Here is an 18,271-nt window from a genome sequence, read left to right as displayed (position 1 = left end):
ATTCTGTCAAAGCCCTTGAAACGGGAAAGGCTTTGCGTCCTGAAAATCTGCCGTTGCATCACCGGAAAACGTGTGCGCCTGATCGGTGCCAAGATCGAGCCGTTTGACCTTGCCAGTCTCCTTCGAAAAATCGATCTTGTTCAGGTCGACCCAGAAGGTATTGGGCGTCATGGCGGATTCGAAGAAATAGAGCTTGCGTTTGTGATCGTAGACGGTGCGCCACCGGGTGGACGAAATCTCCGGCTGATCCGGTGAGGAAATACCAAGCGGAACCGAGACGTTGCGGATCACTCCGAAAACGCTCGCAAGCAACCGGTTCGGCTCACCGCTTTGCGGTATTGCATTCACATAGAAGGCTGCGCGTGTGAAACGATCAGAAGCCCGGTTCGTACCAGGCAACATGACGGTGCCGCCGATGTCTTGCCAATAGGACGTTAACGCGAGTTGCTTGTCATAAGTCGGGGAGTTGGTCATGACTTGGTATTGGCGGCCATGATGGATGACCTGCTTTCCGTCGATATATTCGATAATGGCACTGTCGCCACTTGAATCGGAAAGAGACAGATGCAGCGTCGTCAGTCGATCCTGCCCCGGCACATTGTCTGTGACTATCGTGAACGGCTGCGTCTTCAGAACCTCGACGGCCTCCGCGACCGTGGCAAACCGATCAAGGACATATTGCGCCCAGGCAGCAATGGTCAGGCCGGGTTTGCTGCTCGCCTCAAACTTCGGATACTCGGATTCAGTCAGCCACAGGACATTGGCGACGAGCCCGGCTTCGTTTGCACCATCAGTTGTCGAAACGTCGTAGCCTGTCGTCACCACAGACCCATATTTGGCAGTCCATTTCAGGGAATTCGGACCTGCTTCTCCATTGCGCTCTATGCCACGCGGCAGGATGTAGAGATTGCTGCCGACATCGTATTTCCAGTCCATCGACCGGGCGGTGACGACGTTGTCATCCTGCCCAATGAACACGAACCGCGTACATGCATCCGCTGTTAGCGGTGACGCCACCGCATAAAAGCCTGCCAAGCCGAACGTGAATACGCTCCTGATTGCTTTCGAAATCATCGACAACCCCCTGACGAAAATAATCGCCAAAGGACAAGGGATCTTCTTCCGCTATCGTCCTCGGCTATGCGAGAGTGCACCAGGTTTACGACAACCTCAAGATGAGAACGACCTAATTTAAGCCCCTGATTTATCTCTACGCATTCAGGCGGCCACGTCCTAGCGATGGCGTCGTGAAGGTGCGGCAGTTTTTGACGATGTCAGAAGTTGAAAAAATGGCTCGCGAATACACCAGCATCCGCGAGCGGCGGTCTATCATTTGCCGATCAGGCTTTTTCCAGTCATTTCAGCAGGTTGCGGCAGGTTCATCAGTTGCAGGATCGTCGGCGCGACATCAGCAAGAATACCGTCGCGCACCGTTGCACCGTCCGGTCCACCGAACAGGATGACCGGCACCGGATTGGTGGTGTGCGCCGTGTGCGGTCCTCCGGTTACCGGATCGACCATGGTCTCGCAATTGCCGTGATCCGCGATCACCAGCATGGCGCCACCAACCTTTTCCAGCGCTGCAACAACTTGTGACAGTCCGCGATCTACTGCTTCGCATGCCTTGATTGCGGCATTCAGGTCACCGGTATGCCCAACCATATCAGGGTTGGCGTAATTGGTGACGATGAGATCGTAACCCTTGCCGATCGCCTCCACGAATTTCTCCGTGACTTCAGGCGCGCTCATTTCCGGTTGCAGATCATAGGTTGCAACCTTCGGCGACTTCGGCATGAACCGATCTTCGCCCACTTCCGGCTCTTCCTTTCCGCCATTCAGGAAAAACGTCACATGCGGATATTTCTCGGTTTCTGCCAGGCGGAACTGGCGCAATCCGTGACTTGCAACCCAGGCCCCCAGAGTGTTGGCAATATCACGCTTGGGATAGGCTGTGGCCATGAAAGCATTGTGTTTCGTGGAGTATTCCACCATGCCCAGCAGGGCGGAAAGTTGCGGCTTCTGACGCGCAAACCCGTCGAAATCTTCGGCGCCGATGGCAGACAGGATTTCACGGGCGCGGTCCGCGCGGAAATTGAGGCAGAACAGGCCGTCGCCGGTCTTGAAGCCTTCATACCCACCAATCACAGTTGGCAGGATGAATTCATCCGTCACGTTGTTTTTGTAGCTTGCCGTAACGGCGCTGACAGCGTCTGGCGCATGTTCGCCCTTGGCGAGAACCATTGCATCGTAGGCTTTTTCGACGCGCTCCCAACGATTGTCGCGGTCCATGGCATAATAACGCCCGATCACGCTCCCGATGCTGGCCCCCTCGGGCAAGCTGTCAACAAACGTCTGCACGAAGCCTTCTGCCGATTTAGGGGCAACATCGCGTCCATCTGTCATGACGTGGACAATGACCTTCAGCCCAAGATCCACCAACAGTTTGACGGCCGCCTGAGCATGCACGATATGACCATGCACGCCACCATCAGAAATAACGCCCATAAGGTGCGCGGCACCGCCGGCAGCCTTTACCTTCGAGGCAAAATCCAGAATGGAAGCGTTTTTGAAAAAGCTGCCGTCTTCAATGGCAAGATCAATTTGACCGAGATCCATCGCAACGACCCGGCCCGCACCGATATTGGTGTGACCAACTTCGGAATTGCCCATCTGCCCCGTCGGCAGTCCGACGTTCGGTCCAAACGTGGTGAGCGTCGCATGTGGGCACGTCGCAAACAGCCGGTCCATGGTTGGCGTGTTGGCCAGGGCGGGCGCGTTGCTCGACCGATCCTCGCTCAGCCCCCAGCCATCGAGAATGGTCAGAACAACGGGTTTCGGAGTGCTCATGAATGGACCTTTTCTTCGTTAATCGTCTGCGGGCGACGAACAGAAAGGCCGCCGGAGCGTGCCCGTTCGCCGTTTTGTCATGGTGAGAAGCAGGCTTCCCGTTCCCACTCTTCTATACTCGAAGACCATGAACGCAAGCCCATATCGTTGCCAGGTCAGCCTTCACAAGCCCGACGTACCTGGTCATGACGGGCAAACGATATCAGTCCTCGATGAAGATCAGGGCCGGTTTTTCCAACAAGGTTTTGATCTTCTGAATGAAGCCTGCGGCATCCCAGCCATCCACGACCCGGTGATCGAAACTCGACGACAGGTTCATCATCTTTCTTGGGACAAACTGACTGCCGTCCCAGACCGGCCGCGTGACAATCTTGTTGACCCCGATGATGGCGACTTCGGGATGGTTGATGACCGGTGTAGAGGCGATACCGCCCAATGCACCGAGCGAACTGATGGTAATGGTCGAGCCGGACAGTTCCTCACGTTTGGCAGTGCCGTTGCGAGCGGCCTCGGCAACACGGCCGAGTTCTTCTGCACATTCCCACAACCCGCGCGCTTCTGCATGGCAGACGACCGGTACAATGAGACCAGCCGTGGTCTGTGTCGCGATGCCAATGTGAACAGCGCTGTAGTGATTGATCACCCCGGCCTCATCATCGAAGGTTGCGTTCATTCCGGGTTGATCGGAAACCGCCCGTACCATTGCGCGCATCAGAAAAGGCAGGATCGTGAGTTTCGGTTGCCCACTCCTGCGCTTGCCGTTCATGATGGCGCGCAATTCCTCAACGTCAGTGACGTCGATTTCCTCGACATAGGTAATATGGGGAATACGCGAGACCGAAAGCACCATCTTCTCGGCAATCTTGCGCCTCAGTCCTGTCATTCTCACCTGTTCAACCGCACTATCGCCGGGCGATGCCCGAAGACGCTGCTCAGTTGTGGAGCGCGATAAAAGGAACGCATCAAGATCGGCGTGTGTGATATGCCCATCCGGACCAGTCGGCTTAACCTGATGGAGATCAAGATCGAGATCGTCGGCACGTTGGCGGACAGCGGGAGAGGCGAGCGGTTTATGATCGTCCGGCAATGCCGGCGGGACATCGGGTTTAATATCGGCAACGGGTGGCGGTGTTTCCATTTGCGCGGGCTCATCAAGAGCAAGTACGGCATCTTGTGCCTCCGGCTCGTCCTCTGCGACCGTCGCAGCGTTAACCTCGGTCTCTATGCGCAGCAGTGGCGCCTTAACCGCGACTGTGTCTCCAATTTCAGCGGCGATCCAAGTTACGACGCCTGAAACCGGCGATGGAATTTCGACTGTCGCCTTGTCGGTCATCACTGCGGCAAGGACCATATCTTCATGGACCGGATCACCGGGCTTGACGTGCCATTCGACCAGTTCGGCCTCCGCGACACCTTCCCCGACGTCGGGCATAGTGAGAACGTATTCCGTCATCCTTCAGGCCTCCATGACTTCGATAAGTGCGCGCCCGACACGGGCTGGACCGGGAAAATAATCCCACTCCTGTGCATGCGGATAAGGCGTATCCCAACCGGCGACGCGAACGATCGGCGCCTCCAGATGATAGAAACAATGTTCTTGAACCAACGACACGACTTCAGCGCCGAAACCGGACGTCAACGTCGCCTCGTGAACCATGACGCAACGTCCGGTCTTGGCGACAGAGCGCGTGATGGTTTCGAGATCAAGCGGCAACAGGCTGCGCAAGTCTATCACCTCGGCATCAACACCTGTCTCCTCCGCTGCCGCCAACGCGACATGCACCATTGTCCCATAGGCAATGACTGTGACGCCAGCGCCAGCACGCCTCACGGCAGCCTTGCCAATGGGAATGGTATAGTGCTTGTCCGGCACTTCACCCAACTCATGTTTGGCCCAGGATGTTACAGGCCTGTCGTGATGCCCATCGAATGGGCCATTGTAGAGGCGCTTCGGCTCCAGAAACATCACCGGGTCAGGATCTTCGATCGCTGATATCAGCAGGCCCTTCGCATCATGCGGGTTGGATGGAACGACGACTTTCAGACCGCAGACATGTGTGAAAAGCGCTTCCGGACTTTGGCTGTGCGTCTGACCACCGAATATCCCGCCACCGGTTGGCATGCGCAAAACGATCGGGCAGGTAAAATCACCGTTAGAGCGGTAGCGGATGCGTGCAGCCTCCTGGGTGATCTGATCGTACGCGGGATACATGTAATCGGCGAACTGTATCTCGACACAGGGACGCAGACCGTAGGCAGCCATGCCGATCGCCGTTCCGACAATACCGGATTCACTGATCGGTGCATCGAAACACCGGGTCTTGCCGTATTTTGCCTGCAGCCCCTGAGTTGCTCGAAACACGCCGCCGAAGTAGCCGACGTCCTCACCGAACACGACAACATTGTCGTCACGTCCCATTGATACGTCCATAGCGCTCCGGACGGCTTCGATCATTGTCATTCTTGTCATATCAGTACCCCGCCTTTTCACGCTGGCGACGAAGATGCGGTGGCATTTCGGCATAAACACCTTCGAACATGTCCTTCGTCGGGGGTTTGCCACCGGCATGCAGGGTCCCGTGGCTTTCTGCCTCGCGCTGCGCGTCGATCACCTCGTCCATGATTTCGGCCTCCGCCTGCCGATGCCGCTCCTCGGACCAGACATCCCTGAGAACAAGGTGTTTTTTCAACCTGAGAACCGGATCGCCAAGAGGCCACACTTCGGATTCCGTCTTGGGCCGATACGCACTCGGATCATCGGACGTCGAATGTGCTCCGACCCGGTAGGTGACATACTCGATCAAGGTTGGACCGAGATTGCGACGCGCACGTTCGGCAGCCCAACGCGCCACCGCATAAACGGCAAGATAGTCGTTCCCATCCACCCGAAGTGCTGGAATACCGAACCCGAGACCTCGGGCGGCGAAGGTCCCCGAACCACCACGTGCAATTCCCTGGAAAGTGGATATAGCCCATTGGTTATTGACGATGTTGAGAATGACGGGCGCCTTGTAGGTAGAGGCAAATACCAGCGCTGAGTGGAAATCCGATTCCGCCGTCGAACCGTCTCCAATCCACGCGGCCGCAATCTTCGTATCGCCCTTGATTGCGGAAGCCATGGCCCAACCGACCGCCTGAACGTATTGCGTGGCTAGGTTACCAGAGACAGTGAAAAAGCCGTGCTCTTTCGAAGAGTAGAGAACCGGCAACTGTCGCCCGTGAAGCGGATCGTGCTCATTGGAGAAAATCTGGTTCATCATCGTCAGAAGCGGATAGTCGTCGGCGATCAAAAGACCGGCCTGTCGATAGGTCGGGAAATTCATGTCGCCTTTGGACAGCGCCTTGCGGAACGCGCAACTCACCGCCTCTTCGCCGAGATGCTGCATGTAGAAGGATGTCTTGCCCTGTCGTTGCGCCATCAGCATACGTGCGTCGAACGCGCGAAGACGCATCATGTTTTTAAGCCCCGTCAGCAACTCTTCATCCGAAAGGAGACCCGACCAGGGGCCAACCGCCTCTCCCTTTTGATTGAGAACACGGATAATCGAATAGGCCAGATCGCGAATGGTCTCCGGCGCGGCATCCACCTCCGGACGTGGGACTGCTCCTGCCCTTTGCAGTTTCACATTGGAAAAATCTGGCTGATCGCCCGGACGAACTGCCGGTTCGGGAACATGCAGGCTCAGGCGGGTTGTCTCGGTCATGCGTTTTTCCTCCTTCGGCCGCCGTCTCTCCTCCAGACGGCGAAACAACTGCTAGAGATTTCGTGCAATCACCATGCGCTGGATATCGCTTGTCCCCTCGTAAATCTGGCAGATGCGCACATCGCGATATATCCGCTCCACCGGATAATCCGCCATGTAGCCGTAACCGCCGTGGATCTGGATGGCGTCGGAGCACACCCGTTCGGCCATCTCGGACGCAAAAAGCTTCGCCATGGAGGCCTGCGAAAGGCAGGGCTCACCCGCTTCCTTCAGAGCTGCGGCATGCAGGACAAGCTGGCGCGCCGCCTCGATATTGGTCGCCATATCCGCAAGCCGAAAGGAAACCGCTTGATGGTCAACAATCGCTGTTCCAAAAGCCGTGCGCCCGCGCGCGTAATCGCGGGCAGCCTCAAATGCGGCTTGGGCCATACCGACGGCCTGGGCAGCAATACCGATGCGACCACCCTCCAGATTGGCAAGCGCGATCCGATAACCTTCTCCTTCTTCCCCCAGCCGCAGTGCGGCGGGGACGGCCATGTCCGAAAAGGCGATCTGACACGTATCTGAAGCGTGAAGACCGAGTTTTTCCTCTACTCTCACCACCTCGTAGCCTGGCGTATCTGTTGGCACGATAAAGGCGCTGATGCCCTTCTTGCCGGCATCGGGATCGGTAACGGCAAAAACGATGATGACGTTGCCATTCTTTCCCGAGGTGATGAACTGTTTCGCACCGTTCAGGATGTAGTGATCGCCGTTTCGCCGAGCCCGGGTTTTCAGATTGGAAGCGTCCGATCCCGCCTGCGGTTCAGTCAGAGCAAAGCCGCCTATCCATTCGCCGCAAGCGAGTTTCGGCAGAAATCGCTCTTTTTGTTCGTCCGTTCCGAATTTCAGGATCGGCACGCAGCCAACAGAGTTGTGCACGCTCATGATGGTGGAACAGGCGCCGTCAGCGGCGGCAATTTCCTCAAGAGCCAAGGCATAGGCGACGGCACCGGTGTCCGACCCCTCGTAGGTCTCCGGCACAAGCATGCCAAGGAAGCCGAGGTCGCCCATTTCTTTCAATTCACTCTGCGGAAAACGACTCTCCCGATCGCGTAAGCTGGCACCGGGCGCCAGACGTTCTCGGGCAAAATCGCGGGCCATTTCTCTGATCTGCTGCTGGGCTTCGTTCAATATCATGATCAGCCCTCAATGACGTTCGACGGCGAAAGCTGTGGCCTCACCACCGCCAATGCAGACGGCAGCAACGCCGCGCTTCAGCGCGTGCCGCTTCAATGCGGAAAGCAGCGTGACTATGATCCTTGCCCCGGACGCACCAATCGGATGGCCAAGCGCGCAGGCACCACCATGCACATTCACCTTATCGTGCGGCAGATCGAGATCGCGCATGGCGGCCATTGCCACCACGGCAAAAGCTTCGTTGATCTCAAACAGATCGATTTCACCCAATTGCCAACCGGTCCTATCCGTAAGCCGCCGGATAGCACCAACTGGCGCGGTCGGAAATTTCGCCGGAGCATCCGCAAATGTTGCGTGCCCCGCGATTGTCGCCAGCGGCTGCAAGCCGCGCCTGTCGGCGTCGGAGCGGCGCATAAGGACCAGCGCCGCTGCACCATCGGAAATAGAGCTGGAGTTAGCGGCCGTCACCGTTCCGCCTTCACGAAAAGCAGGTTTCAACAATGGAATCTTTTCCGGCCTTGCCTTGCCAGGCTGCTCATCGACATCGATCTGCCGGCCTGAGGAATTCGAGACGGCCGCTATCTCTTCTGCGAAAGCGCCGTCGGAAATGGCGCGACGTGCACGCTCCAGCGAGGTCAAAGCATAATCGTCCTGCATGCTGCGCGTGAACTGATAGGCTTCGGCACAGTCCTCGGCAAAGGTTCCCATGAGACGACCCTTGTCATAGGCGTCTTCAAGCCCATCGAGAAACATGTGATCTGTCACCTTGCCGTGGCCAAGACGGTATCCCGAGCGGGCCCGATCAAGGAGATAAGGTGCGTTGGTCATGCTCTCCATGCCGCCGGCGACAACGATGTCAGATGTTCCGGCCGCGATCTGATCATGCGCCAGCATCGTCGCTTGCATCCCTGATCCACACATCTTGTTGATGGTGACAGCACTTGTGGAATGAGCAATGCCTGCGGCGATCGCTGCCTGTCGTGCCGGCGCCTGTCCCTGACCAGCGGTCAGAACGCAGCCCATTGCAACGTCGTCGATTTCAGAAAAAGAAAGCGTTGATCGCTGGACGGTAGCGCGGATCGCTGCAGCCCCCAGATCTGAAGCCGCAACCGAACCAAAGTCGCCCTGGAAACCGCCCATCGCAGTGCGAGCGGCCCCGACGATAACCACGGGGTCATGCACAGTCACTTTCCACCTCCCTGGAAAGAGCCCGAACCTTGACCGCAACCTCCTCCAGGCTGCGACCGATCCATTGTTGTCGAACACACAGTTCTGACAACTTCGGATAGTGAACGCTATCACTATCTCGAATTCATTTCAAAGCTATTTTGATTGACAGTTTTGCACTTAGCGATATCTTTGATCCAACAATGCCCGATATCATAGAGCAAATGATCCATGATTGAGCTCGACAGTTTCGACCAGAAGATTTTGCATGTGCTTGGCGACGACGGCCGTATAAGCTGGCGTGATCTGGCCTCGCGCATCGGTCTTTCCTTTACACCGACCTTGCGCCGCGTTCGAAAGCTGGAAGAAGAGGGCATCATTCGCGGATATACGGCTGTATTCGATGAGAACCGTCTGCTCGGCAACATGGGTGTCTTCATTTCCGTGACCTTGGAACGGCAGATCAAGGAAGCGCTGACCACCTTCGAGCATCATGTCGCCTCCATTCCGGAAGTCGTGGGCGGCTATCAGACAAGCGGAAGTTCCGACTATCTCATTCATGCGATGGTGCGAGATCTGCCACATTACCAGCAGCTTCTGGATTTCCTGACAACCGTTCCCGGTGTCTCCCGTATCCAGTCCAATTTTGCCATCAAGACATTCGTGCGCCGCTCGGCTGCATTTACAGGGGGCGACGACGCATAAAGGGAGTGCCGGTGCGGAGGAGGTACTGGCAGTTCACAGAGGGCGGTGAGGAAGAGCCGCCGGAGGAGGAACATACGCGATGAGCTCGAACCTCGCCGCCATTTTCGATGCCGACCTTGCGCCGGAAATCGCTGCCCTGCGCGAAAGTGTCCGGGCTTTTGCCGATGACAGGATTGCTCCCCATGCCGACGCGATTGATCGGGAAGATAAGTTTCCGCGTCAACTCTGGCCAGAGATGGGCCGTTTAGGGCTGCACGGCATCACCGCCTTTGAAGAATATGGCGGTGCAAATATGGGTTATCTGGCCCATTGCGTGGCGATGGAGGAGATCAGCCGCGCTTCCGCTGCGATCGGTCTATCCTATGGTGCCCATTCCAACCTTTGCATCAACCAGATCCATCGCTGGGGACGGGACGAACAGAAACAACGTTATCTGCCAAAACTGATCTCCGGTGAGCATGTCGGTTCGCTTGCTATGAGCGAAACGGAAGCCGGATCGGACGTTGTTTCGATGCGGCTGAAGGCGGAGCGAAAAGGCGATCATTATATCCTGAACGGCTCCAAAATGTGGATCACCAACGGGCATGAGGCTGATACGCTGGTGGTCTATGCCAAGACGGATGTGTCGGCCGGCCCACGCGGCATTACCGCTTTTCTCATAGAGAAGGAGTTTCCCGGTTTTCGACCTGCCCAGAAGCTCGACAAGCTTGGCATGCGCGGCTCTCCAACCTCTGAACTGGTTTTCGAAGATTGCGAGGTGCCGCAAGACAATGTCCTTGGCAAACTCAACGACGGTGTAACCGTGTTGATGAGTGGTCTCGACTACGAGCGGGCAGTGCTGGCAGCAGGTCCGGTCGGCATTATGCAGGCGGCCATTGACCTGGTCCTGCCCTACAGCCGCGAACGCCAACAGTTTGGCAAACCTGTCGGTGAATTCCAGCTTGTGCAGGGAAAAATTGCCGACATCTACACGGCGATGAACGCCTCGCGGAGCTATGTTTATGCCGTTGCAAAAGCCTGCGACAGCGGCCGCATCACGCGGCAAGATGCGGCAGGCGCCATCCTGTTTGCCGCTGAACGGGCAACGCAAGTCGCACTCGACACCATCCAACTGCTTGGAGGGGCGGGCTATGTCAATGAAAGTCCAGCCGGGCGCCTCCTACGGGATGCGAAGCTTTACGAAATCGGCGCCGGCACCAGTGAAATCAGGCGGATGCTGATCGGACGTGAACTTGTCAAAGGCAATATGTGAGGCGAACCATGAAGCTTTCATCCAGCCTGTTACGCGACCCCTCGTTTGCCGCCAACACCAGCTTCATGTCCTCGCTGGTCCAAGACCTGCAACACCATGTGCAGCAGATATCGCAAGGAGGCGGCGAGAAATCGCGCGCGAAACACCTGGGGCGCGGTAAACTTCTGGTCCGTGACCGCATCGATGCCCTTCTCGATCCGGGCAGCCCCTTTCTGGAGTTGTCGCAATTTGCCGCGCACGCCGTCTATGATGAGCCCGTCCCCGCAGCCGGGATCATCACGGGCATCGGGCGCATTTCCGGTCGTGAATGCATGGTCGTTGCCAATGACGCGACGGTCAAAGGTGGGACCTACTACCCCTTGACGGTCAAGAAGCATCTTCGAGCCCAGGAGATTGCCCGCGAAAACCGGCTTCCCTGTGTCTACCTGGTGGATTCTGGTGGAGCAAACCTCCCCAACCAGGATGAAGTTTTTCCGGATCGCGATCATTTCGGCCGGATTTTTTTCAACCAGGCAACCATGTCGGCACAGGGAATTGCCCAGATCGCCGTCGTGATGGGAAGTTGTACGGCGGGTGGCGCCTATGTTCCCGCCATGAGTGACCAATCCGTCATTGTCAAAAATCAGGGTACGATTTTCCTCGGGGGACCGCCTCTGGTAAAGGCCGCCACCGGCGAAGTTGTCACGGCTGAAGAATTGGGTGGCGCGGATGTGCACTCACGCCAGTCCGGCGTTACGGACTACTACGCGCGTGACGACAGGCATGCCCTGGCCATCACCCGCCAGATCGTCGCGGGCCTCAATCGTAGCAAAAAGAACCAACTCGAAATCCGATCTCCAATCAAGCCATTATTTCCACCAGACGAGCTTTACGGCATCGTTCCGGCCGATACACGCAAGCCATTCGAGGTTCGCGAAGTTATCGCCCGGCTGGTGGATGGCTCGGAATTCGATGAATTCAAGTCGTTATATGGGACAACTCTGGTTTGCGGCTTTGCGCATATTCACGGCTATCCGGTCGGCGTCATCGCCAATAACGGCATCCTGTTTTCTGAATCAGCACTCAAAGGCGCGCACTTTATAGAACTGTGTTGCCAGCGCAGCATTCCGCTGGTCTTTCTGCAGAACATCACGGGTTTTATGGTCGGTCGCGCCTACGAAGCTGGTGGCATTGCAAAAGACGGGGCTAAACTTGTCACCGCGGTTGCCTGCGCGCGCGTTCCCAAATTCACGGTCATTATTGGCGGCTCTTTCGGCGCTGGTAACTACGGGATGTGCGGCAGAGCCTACTCCCCGCGCTTTTTGTGGATGTGGCCGAACGCGCGCATTTCGGTGATGGGCGGAGAACAGGCAGCATCAGTGTTGGCACAGGTGCGCCGTGATGGCATCGAAGCAGATGGCCGCCACTGGTCAACAGAGGGCGAAGACGCGTTTAAGCAGCCGATCCGGGAAAAATACGAACGTGAGGGACATCCCTATTACGCCAGTGCACGCCTTTGGGACGACGGCATCATCGACCCGAAAGACACGCGCCTGGTTTTAGGGCTCGGGCTTTCAGCAGCGTTGAATGCGCCGATCGAACCCACTTCCTTCGGCACGTTCAGGATGTGAGGTCGTCATGTTTTCCAAAATACTGATTGCCAATCGTGGCGAGATCGCCTGCCGGATCATCCGAACCGCCCGAAAGATGGGTATCACAACAGTCGCGGTCTATTCAGAGGTTGATCGCAACGCCATGCACGTGGCAATGGCCGACGAAGCCTTCGAGATTGGCTCCGCCCCTGCGCGCTCATCCTATCTCGATGGCGATAAAATTATTGAAGTCGCACAAAAGAGCGGCGCGCAGGCTATTCATCCCGGCTACGGTTTTCTTTCTGAGAATGCAGGCTTCGCGGCGGCCTGTACCGGGGCCGGGTTAGTCTTAATAGGTCCACCGGCCGCCGCCATAATCGCTATGGGCGGTAAAAGTGAAGCCAAGGCACTCATGGCAAAGGCGGGTGTTCCTGTTGTTCCGGGCTACCACGGAGACGAACAGGGCCCCGAAACCCTCCAAGCAGAAGCTGATGGCATCGGCTACCCGGTATTGATCAAAGCCTCCGCAGGTGGCGGTGGCAAGGGTATGCGTGTCGCCAAGAAGCGGAAAGAGTTTGCCGCGGAGCTTGCTGGGGCAAAACGTGAAGCGCTCGCCGCGTTCGGCGACGATCGTATGCTGATCGAGAAATATCTGAGCCGACCGCGGCATGTGGAGGTGCAGATTTTCGCCGACGCATATGGCAATTGCGTTTCTTTGTTTGAGCGTGATTGTTCGATCCAGCGGCGGCATCAGAAAGTCATCGAAGAGGCGCCAGCCCCGGGTCTTTCTGATAGCCTGCGCACACGAATGTACGCTGCTGCCATCGCAGCGGCACGCGCCATAGACTACCGCGGCGCTGGCACGATAGAGTTTCTTCTCGATAGCTCCGGCGATTTCTATTTCATGGAAATGAATACCCGGCTCCAGGTCGAGCATCCGGTTACGGAATTCATCACCGGCCTTGATCTGGTCGAATGGCAAATTCGCGTCGCCGATGGGCAGGCGTTGCCGGATGAATGGACTGAACTACGGATCAAGGGGCACGCCATTGAGGCCCGCATCTATGCTGAAGATCCGAGCCATGAATTCCTTCCTTCGACGGGTACGGTCAGCCACCTCAAATTCCCAGATCAAAGCCCTCATCTCCGGATCGACAGCGGCATTGAGGCAGGCGACATCATCTCAGTGCATTATGACCCGATGATCGCAAAACTGATCGTTTGGGACACAGACCGTCCCTCCGCCGTCAATCGGATGCGCCTTGCCCTCGAGAAACTGGCTGTCGCAGGCGTCACCAACAATGCCGCGTTCCTTGCGAAAATTATTGGCCTGGAAGCCTTCGAGAACGCCAAGCTCGATACAGGTTTCATAACCCGCAACGAAGGTGCACTCTTTTCTCTAGACGAGCCGACGCAATCCGAACTCGCGACTGCGGCACTCGGCCTTCTGCTAGTCCGCACCAACCGAGTCGCTTCAGACAAAACAGATCCTTACAGCCCATGGAACGTCCTCACTGCCTTTCGCATGAATGCGCCCGCTCGCCAAACGCTGCACTTCAAGGTGGATGGACAGGAGTTGATGTTAGCCGTCACGCATGGTGCCGACACTCTGCTTCTGGACATTGGTGGGAAGAAGGTCATGATCTCCGGCCGTCTCACCGAGGACGGATTGTTAAGAGCTACGATCGGCGACCGGCAAGAAAGCGCCTATTTTTTCTCAGGCGATCATACCCATGATCTCTTCATCAGGGGCAGGCACTTTCGGGTCTGCGAATGCGAACTGGCCGACGACGAGACCAGCAGTCAACCATCAGGTGGGCTGGAGGCACCGATGCCCGGCCTTGTTCGCTCGGTTTTTGTAAAGAAGGGTGCCAAAGTCAAGGCCGGCGAAGCTCTTGTCGTTATGGAAGCAATGAAGATGGAGCATACCATTCGTGCACCGTCAAATGGCAGGGTAACCGCATTCAACTGTGCTGAAGGCGACATGGTCGAAGCGGGCAAGGTGTTGTTTGACTTCGAACCGGAGGCCACGTGAGATGGGATGGCCAGCCGCAGTCAAAATCGTCGAGGTCGGTCCGCGTGATGGGCTGCAAAACGAACCCGCATTGGTCCCAGCCTCTGTGAAGATAGAGTTGATAGAACGTCTTGCGGCGGCAGGATTGACCGTCGTGGAAGCGGGGGCATTCGTTTCACCCAGATTGGTTCCCCAAATGGCAGATAGCCGTGATGTCTATCATGGGCTGAGACCGCGCCCCGGTGTCGCCTACCCGGCGCTTGTTGCCAACATGAAGGGCCTTGTGGCGGCGATCGAAGCTGGAGTTCAGGAGATTGCTGTTTTCGTGTCCGCGTCTGAAGGTTTCAGCCAGCACAACATCGCCTGCTCTCGCGCTGAAAGCCTGATCCGATTGCGTGAGGTCGTGGAGACGGCGCACAAGTGGAACTTCAAAATACGAGGCTACGTATCCTGTATCGCTGGCTGCCCATATGATGGCGCTGTGCCACCCGAGAATGTGGTGGCTATGACTGATGCACTTCTGGCCATGGGATGTAACGAAATATCGCTCGGCGACACGATTGGCGTGGGTACGGCAGGCCAGATCCGAACGATCATAGACCGGGTGGCGACCTACGCTGCACGCGACAAACTCGCGATGCATTTCCACGACACCTACGGTCAAGGACTGGCGAATGTGTTGGCATCGCTTGAGGAAGGAATCTCGGTCTTTGATGCCTCTGTCGCTGGCCTCGGTGGTTGCCCATTTGCACCTGGCGCAAGCGGAAACGTTGCGACTGAAGATCTTCTCTACCTGCTACAGGGCCTCGGCATCGAGACAGGCGTCGATCTGATGACGATCGCAAAAACCGGGGACTGGATCAGCCGCAACCTAGGACGGACAAATGCCGCAAAGGCGGGAAAAGCGCTGCTCGCGGCAGGTAGTCGAGGAGATACCGATGGCGGATGAATTGCTGGTAGAAAACCGCGGCGACGTTCTCTGGCTGACGTTGAACCGGCCACAGGTTCACAATGCCCTGAATGTTGCGATGACCGAGGCTTTGGCGAAAGTAATCAATCAGGCATCCGGCGACAATTCATTGCGCGCCGTTGTTATAACAGCCCGTGGCGAGCGGAGCTTCTGCTCCGGCGCCGATCTCAAGGAAAATGCGGGTGGGATGTTCCTCTCGCAATCCGGCGCAAACCCGATTGCAGACGTCATCCGCGCCATAGAAAACTGCGACAAGGTCGTCATCGTACGCATTGGCGGTAATGTTTTGGCGGGCGGTATCGGCATTGTTGCCGCCTGCGACCTCGCCTACGCAGCCGACCACGCGGAATTTGGGTTACCTGAGGTGCGTGTAGGGCTGTTTCCGGTGATGGTGGCGGCCAAACTTCTGGAAAGAATACCACTTCGGCGACTTCAGGAGATGGCTTATCTGGGGCAGCCAATCAGCGCAACCGAAGCCAGGGAATGCGGTTTGATCAACGACTGTGTTTCCCTCAGAGACCTTGATGGTGCTGTTGAGGACGCACTCACTCTGTTGCGACAAAATTCACCGGAGGCGCTTTCTGCAGGCAAACGGGCAATGTCGCAGATGCGCGACATGGCCACGGACGAGCGGTTCGCATTTGCGGAGCGGACAATCGCCGCCATCAGCAAAAGCGCGGATGCGATCGAAGGCAGGTCAGCTTTTGCCGAAAAAAGAAAACCGCAGTGGCTCAAATAACCCGAGATATGACGGCTTCTGCTTAATCGATATTATCCCCGTACACGCGTTGACGCCCATCGGCAAATCGCGTTCTATCCGCTGCCTTTCGCCGGGACATGCTGGCGGAGCAGGGAGGGACAAACATGCGTCTGGTCAAAACCGTTGGTGAACTGCGCGAACATATCGCCGTACTCCGGCATGACGGTAAAAAAGTCGGTTTTGTTCCGACGATGGGTTTTCTTCATATTGGTCATATGACGCTGGTTGCCCATGCCCAGGCGGAAAACGACGCGACGGTGGTCTCCATCTTTGTCAATCCGCTGCAATTTGGTGCCAACGAGGATCTGGCACGTTACCCTCGCGATCTCGACCGTGACAGCTCAATGCTCGAGGCTGCCGGTGTCGACATTCTGTTCGCTCCCGACGTCAGCGAGATGTATCCACGCCCCATGCAGACGGTGGTGGATGTTCCCGAACTTGGCAGCCAACTGGAAGGAGCCGTCCGCCCTGGGCACTTTGCGGGCGTTTCGACTGTGGTGACGAAGCTGTTCAATCTGGTTCAGCCAGACGCCGCTTATTTCGGAGAGAAAGACTACCAGCAGGTGACCTTGATCAAGCGTATGGTTGAGGATCTCGCCCAACCGGTTCGTGTTGTTGCAGTGCCCACGGTGCGTGAGAGCGATGGCCTGGCCTGCTCGTCCCGCAATGTCTACCTGAGCAGTAACCAGCGAAGAGCAGCTGTCATCGTGCCTCGAGCGCTCAATGAAGCCCAGCGACTTTATCAGTCTGGATGTGACGACCCGGTTGCATTCGAAGCTGCGATCACGCGCTTCATTGCAGACGAACCGTTGGCGACACCCGAAGTCGTCGCCGTCTGCGATCCCTTCACGCTCACGCCACTGACATCTCTGCAATCTGGTCCTGTTCTCGTTGCACTCTTCGTGCGGATTGGCGCTACACGCCTTCTCGACAACAGGGTAATCGGGGCAGACAAGTCCACCCATGGAAAGGCTGCCTGATGAGTGCACAAGGTAAGCAGAAGAGGCTGACCACAGCCTCCATCCGAAAGATGAAAGGCAATGCGCGTATTGTCTGCCTGACGGCCTATACGACACCGATCACCCGGCTGCTCGATCCCCATTGTGACCTTTTGCTAGTAGGCGATTCCCTTGGCATGGTGCTTTACGGCATGGATACGACGGTTGGCGTCACGATGGATATGATGGTAGCGCATGGCCGAGCCGTCATGCGCGGGGTTGAGCATGCCTGCGTTATCGTTGATCTTCCTTTTGGTAGCTATCAGGAATCAAAAGAACAGGCGTTTCGCAGTGCCGTACGCCTGATGCAGGAAACGGGCTGCGACGGTGTAAAACTCGAGGGCGGCGAGGAGATGGCAGAAACGATTGCTTTCCTTGTTACACGCGGCATTCCCGTTTTCGGTCATGTTGGGCTGATGCCACAATCGGTCAACACAGCTGGCGGCTTCCGGTCCCTTGGACACACAGATAAGGAAGCCGATAAGATCCGGCGCGACGCCATTGCCGTTGACCGCGCCGGAGCCTTTGCAATCGTCGTGGAAGGAACGGTGGAGCCCCTTGCCCGTGAAATAGCGGCAAGCGTGTCAGCACCGACAATTGGTATTGGCGCGTCGCCGGCCTGCGATGGTCAGGTTCTTGTCTCGGACGACATGCTTGGATTGTTTGCTGACTTCAAACCGAAATTCGTCAAACGTTTCGCCGATCTTGGCCCACTTGTCTCAACTGCAGCGGAAGCTTATGCGGCCGAGGTACGCGAGGGACTTTTCCCCGCAGAAGAGCACACGTTTCAGATCAGAAAATAACGTAGCGAAAAGAGGGTGGCCGTGATCCGACCGCCCCCTTTTGTGTTGACTAGGCTTTGATGAAAGCGAGGATATCCTGGTTGAGCGTGTCTGCGTTGACGGTGAGCATACCGTGCGAGAAGCCTGGATAGGTTTTCAGGGTACCGTTTTTCAGAAGCTTGACCGCCTTGTGGGCGGAAGCGACGATCGGCACGATCTGGTCGTCTTCACCATGCAGCACCAGGGTCGCAACGCTGATCGACTTCAGGTCTTCTGTCTGGTCGGTCTCGGAGAAGGCCTTGATGCCATCGTAATGCGCCTT

At 56.8% G+C, this 18,271-nt stretch carries 16 protein-coding genes; 8 read left to right on the top strand and 8 right to left on the bottom strand.

What is annotated here, in order from left to right; all coding sequences use genetic code 11:
- Window positions 1-6: 6 nt before the first annotated feature.
- The 7 genes from ACIQT8_RS20140 to ACIQT8_RS20110 all read right to left on the bottom strand — a co-directional run bounded on the left by ACIQT8_RS20140 (window position 7) and on the right by ACIQT8_RS20110 (window position 8,918).
- Entirely contained in the window at window positions 7-1,074 is a 1,068-nt protein-coding gene (locus ACIQT8_RS20140) for a linear amide C-N hydrolase (protein WP_400968796.1), read from the bottom strand.
- Window positions 1,075-1,329: 255 nt separating this feature from the next.
- A complete protein-coding gene (gpmI, locus tag ACIQT8_RS20135) occupies window positions 1,330-2,847 on the bottom strand; it encodes a 2,3-bisphosphoglycerate-independent phosphoglycerate mutase (protein WP_400968793.1) in 1,518 nt (505 codons plus the stop codon).
- A gap of 202 nt (window positions 2,848-3,049) precedes the next feature.
- Window positions 3,050-4,300 carry a dihydrolipoamide acetyltransferase family protein gene (locus ACIQT8_RS20130; protein ID WP_400968790.1) on the bottom strand — a complete coding sequence of 417 codons (1,251 nt, stop codon included), beginning with the start codon at window positions 4,298-4,300 and terminating at the stop codon, window positions 3,050-3,052.
- 3 nt (window positions 4,301-4,303) lie between these two features.
- Complete coding sequence (locus ACIQT8_RS20125; protein ID WP_400968787.1) at window positions 4,304-5,317, bottom strand: alpha-ketoacid dehydrogenase subunit beta; 1,014 nt, start codon at window positions 5,315-5,317, stop codon at window positions 4,304-4,306.
- Between the two features lies 1 nt (window position 5,318).
- On the bottom strand, window positions 5,319-6,551 hold the full coding sequence (locus ACIQT8_RS20120) for a 3-methyl-2-oxobutanoate dehydrogenase (2-methylpropanoyl-transferring) subunit alpha (RefSeq protein WP_138792906.1): 1,233 nt from the start codon (window positions 6,549-6,551) through the stop codon (window positions 5,319-5,321).
- 51 nt (window positions 6,552-6,602) lie between these two features.
- Entirely contained in the window at window positions 6,603-7,730 is a 1,128-nt protein-coding gene (locus ACIQT8_RS20115; RefSeq protein WP_400968783.1) for an acyl-CoA dehydrogenase family protein, read from the bottom strand.
- Window positions 7,731-7,739: 9 nt separating this feature from the next.
- Window positions 7,740-8,918, bottom strand: coding sequence for an acetyl-CoA C-acyltransferase (locus tag ACIQT8_RS20110; protein WP_400968780.1), 1,179 nt, complete (start codon window positions 8,916-8,918; stop codon window positions 7,740-7,742).
- A 210-nt stretch (window positions 8,919-9,128) separates the two neighbouring features.
- Between ACIQT8_RS20110 and ACIQT8_RS20105 the strand changes: the two genes are divergently transcribed.
- The 8 genes from ACIQT8_RS20105 to panB all read left to right on the top strand — a co-directional run bounded on the left by ACIQT8_RS20105 (window position 9,129) and on the right by panB (window position 17,970).
- Window positions 9,129-9,602, top strand: a complete 474-nt coding sequence (locus tag ACIQT8_RS20105; protein ID WP_138792909.1) for an Lrp/AsnC family transcriptional regulator — start codon at window positions 9,129-9,131, stop codon at window positions 9,600-9,602.
- 79 nt (window positions 9,603-9,681) lie between these two features.
- Window positions 9,682-10,854 (top strand): isovaleryl-CoA dehydrogenase, encoded by a 1,173-nt coding sequence (locus ACIQT8_RS20100; protein WP_400968777.1) that lies wholly within the window; start codon window positions 9,682-9,684, stop codon window positions 10,852-10,854.
- An 8-nt stretch (window positions 10,855-10,862) separates the two neighbouring features.
- Window positions 10,863-12,464: a carboxyl transferase domain-containing protein gene (locus ACIQT8_RS20095; protein ID WP_400968774.1), complete on the top strand. Its 1,602-nt coding sequence runs from the start codon at window positions 10,863-10,865 to the stop codon at window positions 12,462-12,464.
- Window positions 12,465-12,471: 7 nt separating this feature from the next.
- Window positions 12,472-14,460 carry an acetyl/propionyl/methylcrotonyl-CoA carboxylase subunit alpha gene (locus ACIQT8_RS20090; RefSeq protein WP_400968771.1) on the top strand — a complete coding sequence of 663 codons (1,989 nt, stop codon included), beginning with the start codon at window positions 12,472-12,474 and terminating at the stop codon, window positions 14,458-14,460.
- A gap of 1 nt (window position 14,461) precedes the next feature.
- Entirely contained in the window at window positions 14,462-15,388 is a 927-nt protein-coding gene (locus ACIQT8_RS20085; RefSeq protein ID WP_400968769.1) for a hydroxymethylglutaryl-CoA lyase, read from the top strand.
- Window positions 15,378-16,148: an enoyl-CoA hydratase-related protein gene (locus ACIQT8_RS20080; protein WP_400968766.1), complete on the top strand. Its 771-nt coding sequence runs from the start codon at window positions 15,378-15,380 to the stop codon at window positions 16,146-16,148. The genes ACIQT8_RS20085 and ACIQT8_RS20080 overlap by 11 nt, the downstream gene beginning before the upstream one ends.
- Window positions 16,149-16,273: 125 nt before the next feature.
- Window positions 16,274-17,149, top strand: coding sequence for a pantoate--beta-alanine ligase (gene panC, locus ACIQT8_RS20075; RefSeq protein WP_400968764.1), 876 nt, complete (start codon window positions 16,274-16,276; stop codon window positions 17,147-17,149).
- Window positions 17,149-17,970, top strand: a complete 822-nt coding sequence (panB, locus tag ACIQT8_RS20070; protein ID WP_400968762.1) for a 3-methyl-2-oxobutanoate hydroxymethyltransferase — start codon at window positions 17,149-17,151, stop codon at window positions 17,968-17,970. The genes panC and panB overlap by 1 nt, the downstream gene beginning before the upstream one ends.
- Window positions 17,971-18,019: 49 nt before the next feature.
- Here panB and ACIQT8_RS20065 read toward each other — a convergent pair.
- Window positions 18,020-18,271, bottom strand: a 252-nt coding sequence (locus ACIQT8_RS20065; protein ID WP_400968759.1) for an alpha/beta fold hydrolase, incomplete at its 5' end; no start/stop codon positions are given.

Source organism: Agrobacterium sp. NPDC090273, assembly GCF_044772305.1.
Classification (GTDB): Bacteria; Pseudomonadota; Alphaproteobacteria; order Rhizobiales; family Rhizobiaceae; genus Agrobacterium.
This window is presented reverse-complemented; position numbering and strand designations above follow the sequence as displayed.

What these genes read in the sequence shown, in the direction of transcription:
- ACIQT8_RS20140 (WP_400968796.1), bottom strand. Translation starts at nt 1,074, where the DNA reads ATGATTTCGAAAGCAATCAGGAGCGTATTCACGTTCGGCTTGGCAGGC.
- gpmI (WP_400968793.1), bottom strand. Translation starts at nt 2,847, where the DNA reads ATGAGCACTCCGAAACCCGTTGTTCTGACCATTCTCGATGGCTGGGGG.
- ACIQT8_RS20130 (WP_400968790.1), bottom strand. Translation starts at nt 4,300, where the DNA reads ATGACGGAATACGTTCTCACTATGCCCGACGTCGGGGAAGGTGTCGCG.
- ACIQT8_RS20125 (WP_400968787.1), bottom strand. Translation starts at nt 5,317, where the DNA reads ATGACAAGAATGACAATGATCGAAGCCGTCCGGAGCGCTATGGACGTA.
- ACIQT8_RS20120 (WP_138792906.1), bottom strand. Translation starts at nt 6,551, where the DNA reads ATGACCGAGACAACCCGCCTGAGCCTGCATGTTCCCGAACCGGCAGTT.
- ACIQT8_RS20115 (WP_400968783.1), bottom strand. Translation starts at nt 7,730, where the DNA reads ATGATATTGAACGAAGCCCAGCAGCAGATCAGAGAAATGGCCCGCGAT.
- ACIQT8_RS20105 (WP_138792909.1), top strand. Translation starts at nt 9,129, where the DNA reads ATGATTGAGCTCGACAGTTTCGACCAGAAGATTTTGCATGTGCTTGGC.
- ACIQT8_RS20100 (WP_400968777.1), top strand. Translation starts at nt 9,682, where the DNA reads ATGAGCTCGAACCTCGCCGCCATTTTCGATGCCGACCTTGCGCCGGAA.
- ACIQT8_RS20095 (WP_400968774.1), top strand. Translation starts at nt 10,863, where the DNA reads ATGAAGCTTTCATCCAGCCTGTTACGCGACCCCTCGTTTGCCGCCAAC.
- ACIQT8_RS20090 (WP_400968771.1), top strand. Translation starts at nt 12,472, where the DNA reads ATGTTTTCCAAAATACTGATTGCCAATCGTGGCGAGATCGCCTGCCGG.
- ACIQT8_RS20085 (WP_400968769.1), top strand. Translation starts at nt 14,462, where the DNA reads ATGGGATGGCCAGCCGCAGTCAAAATCGTCGAGGTCGGTCCGCGTGAT.
- ACIQT8_RS20080 (WP_400968766.1), top strand. Translation starts at nt 15,378, where the DNA reads ATGGCGGATGAATTGCTGGTAGAAAACCGCGGCGACGTTCTCTGGCTG.
- panC (WP_400968764.1), top strand. Translation starts at nt 16,274, where the DNA reads ATGCGTCTGGTCAAAACCGTTGGTGAACTGCGCGAACATATCGCCGTA.
- panB (WP_400968762.1), top strand. Translation starts at nt 17,149, where the DNA reads ATGAGTGCACAAGGTAAGCAGAAGAGGCTGACCACAGCCTCCATCCGA.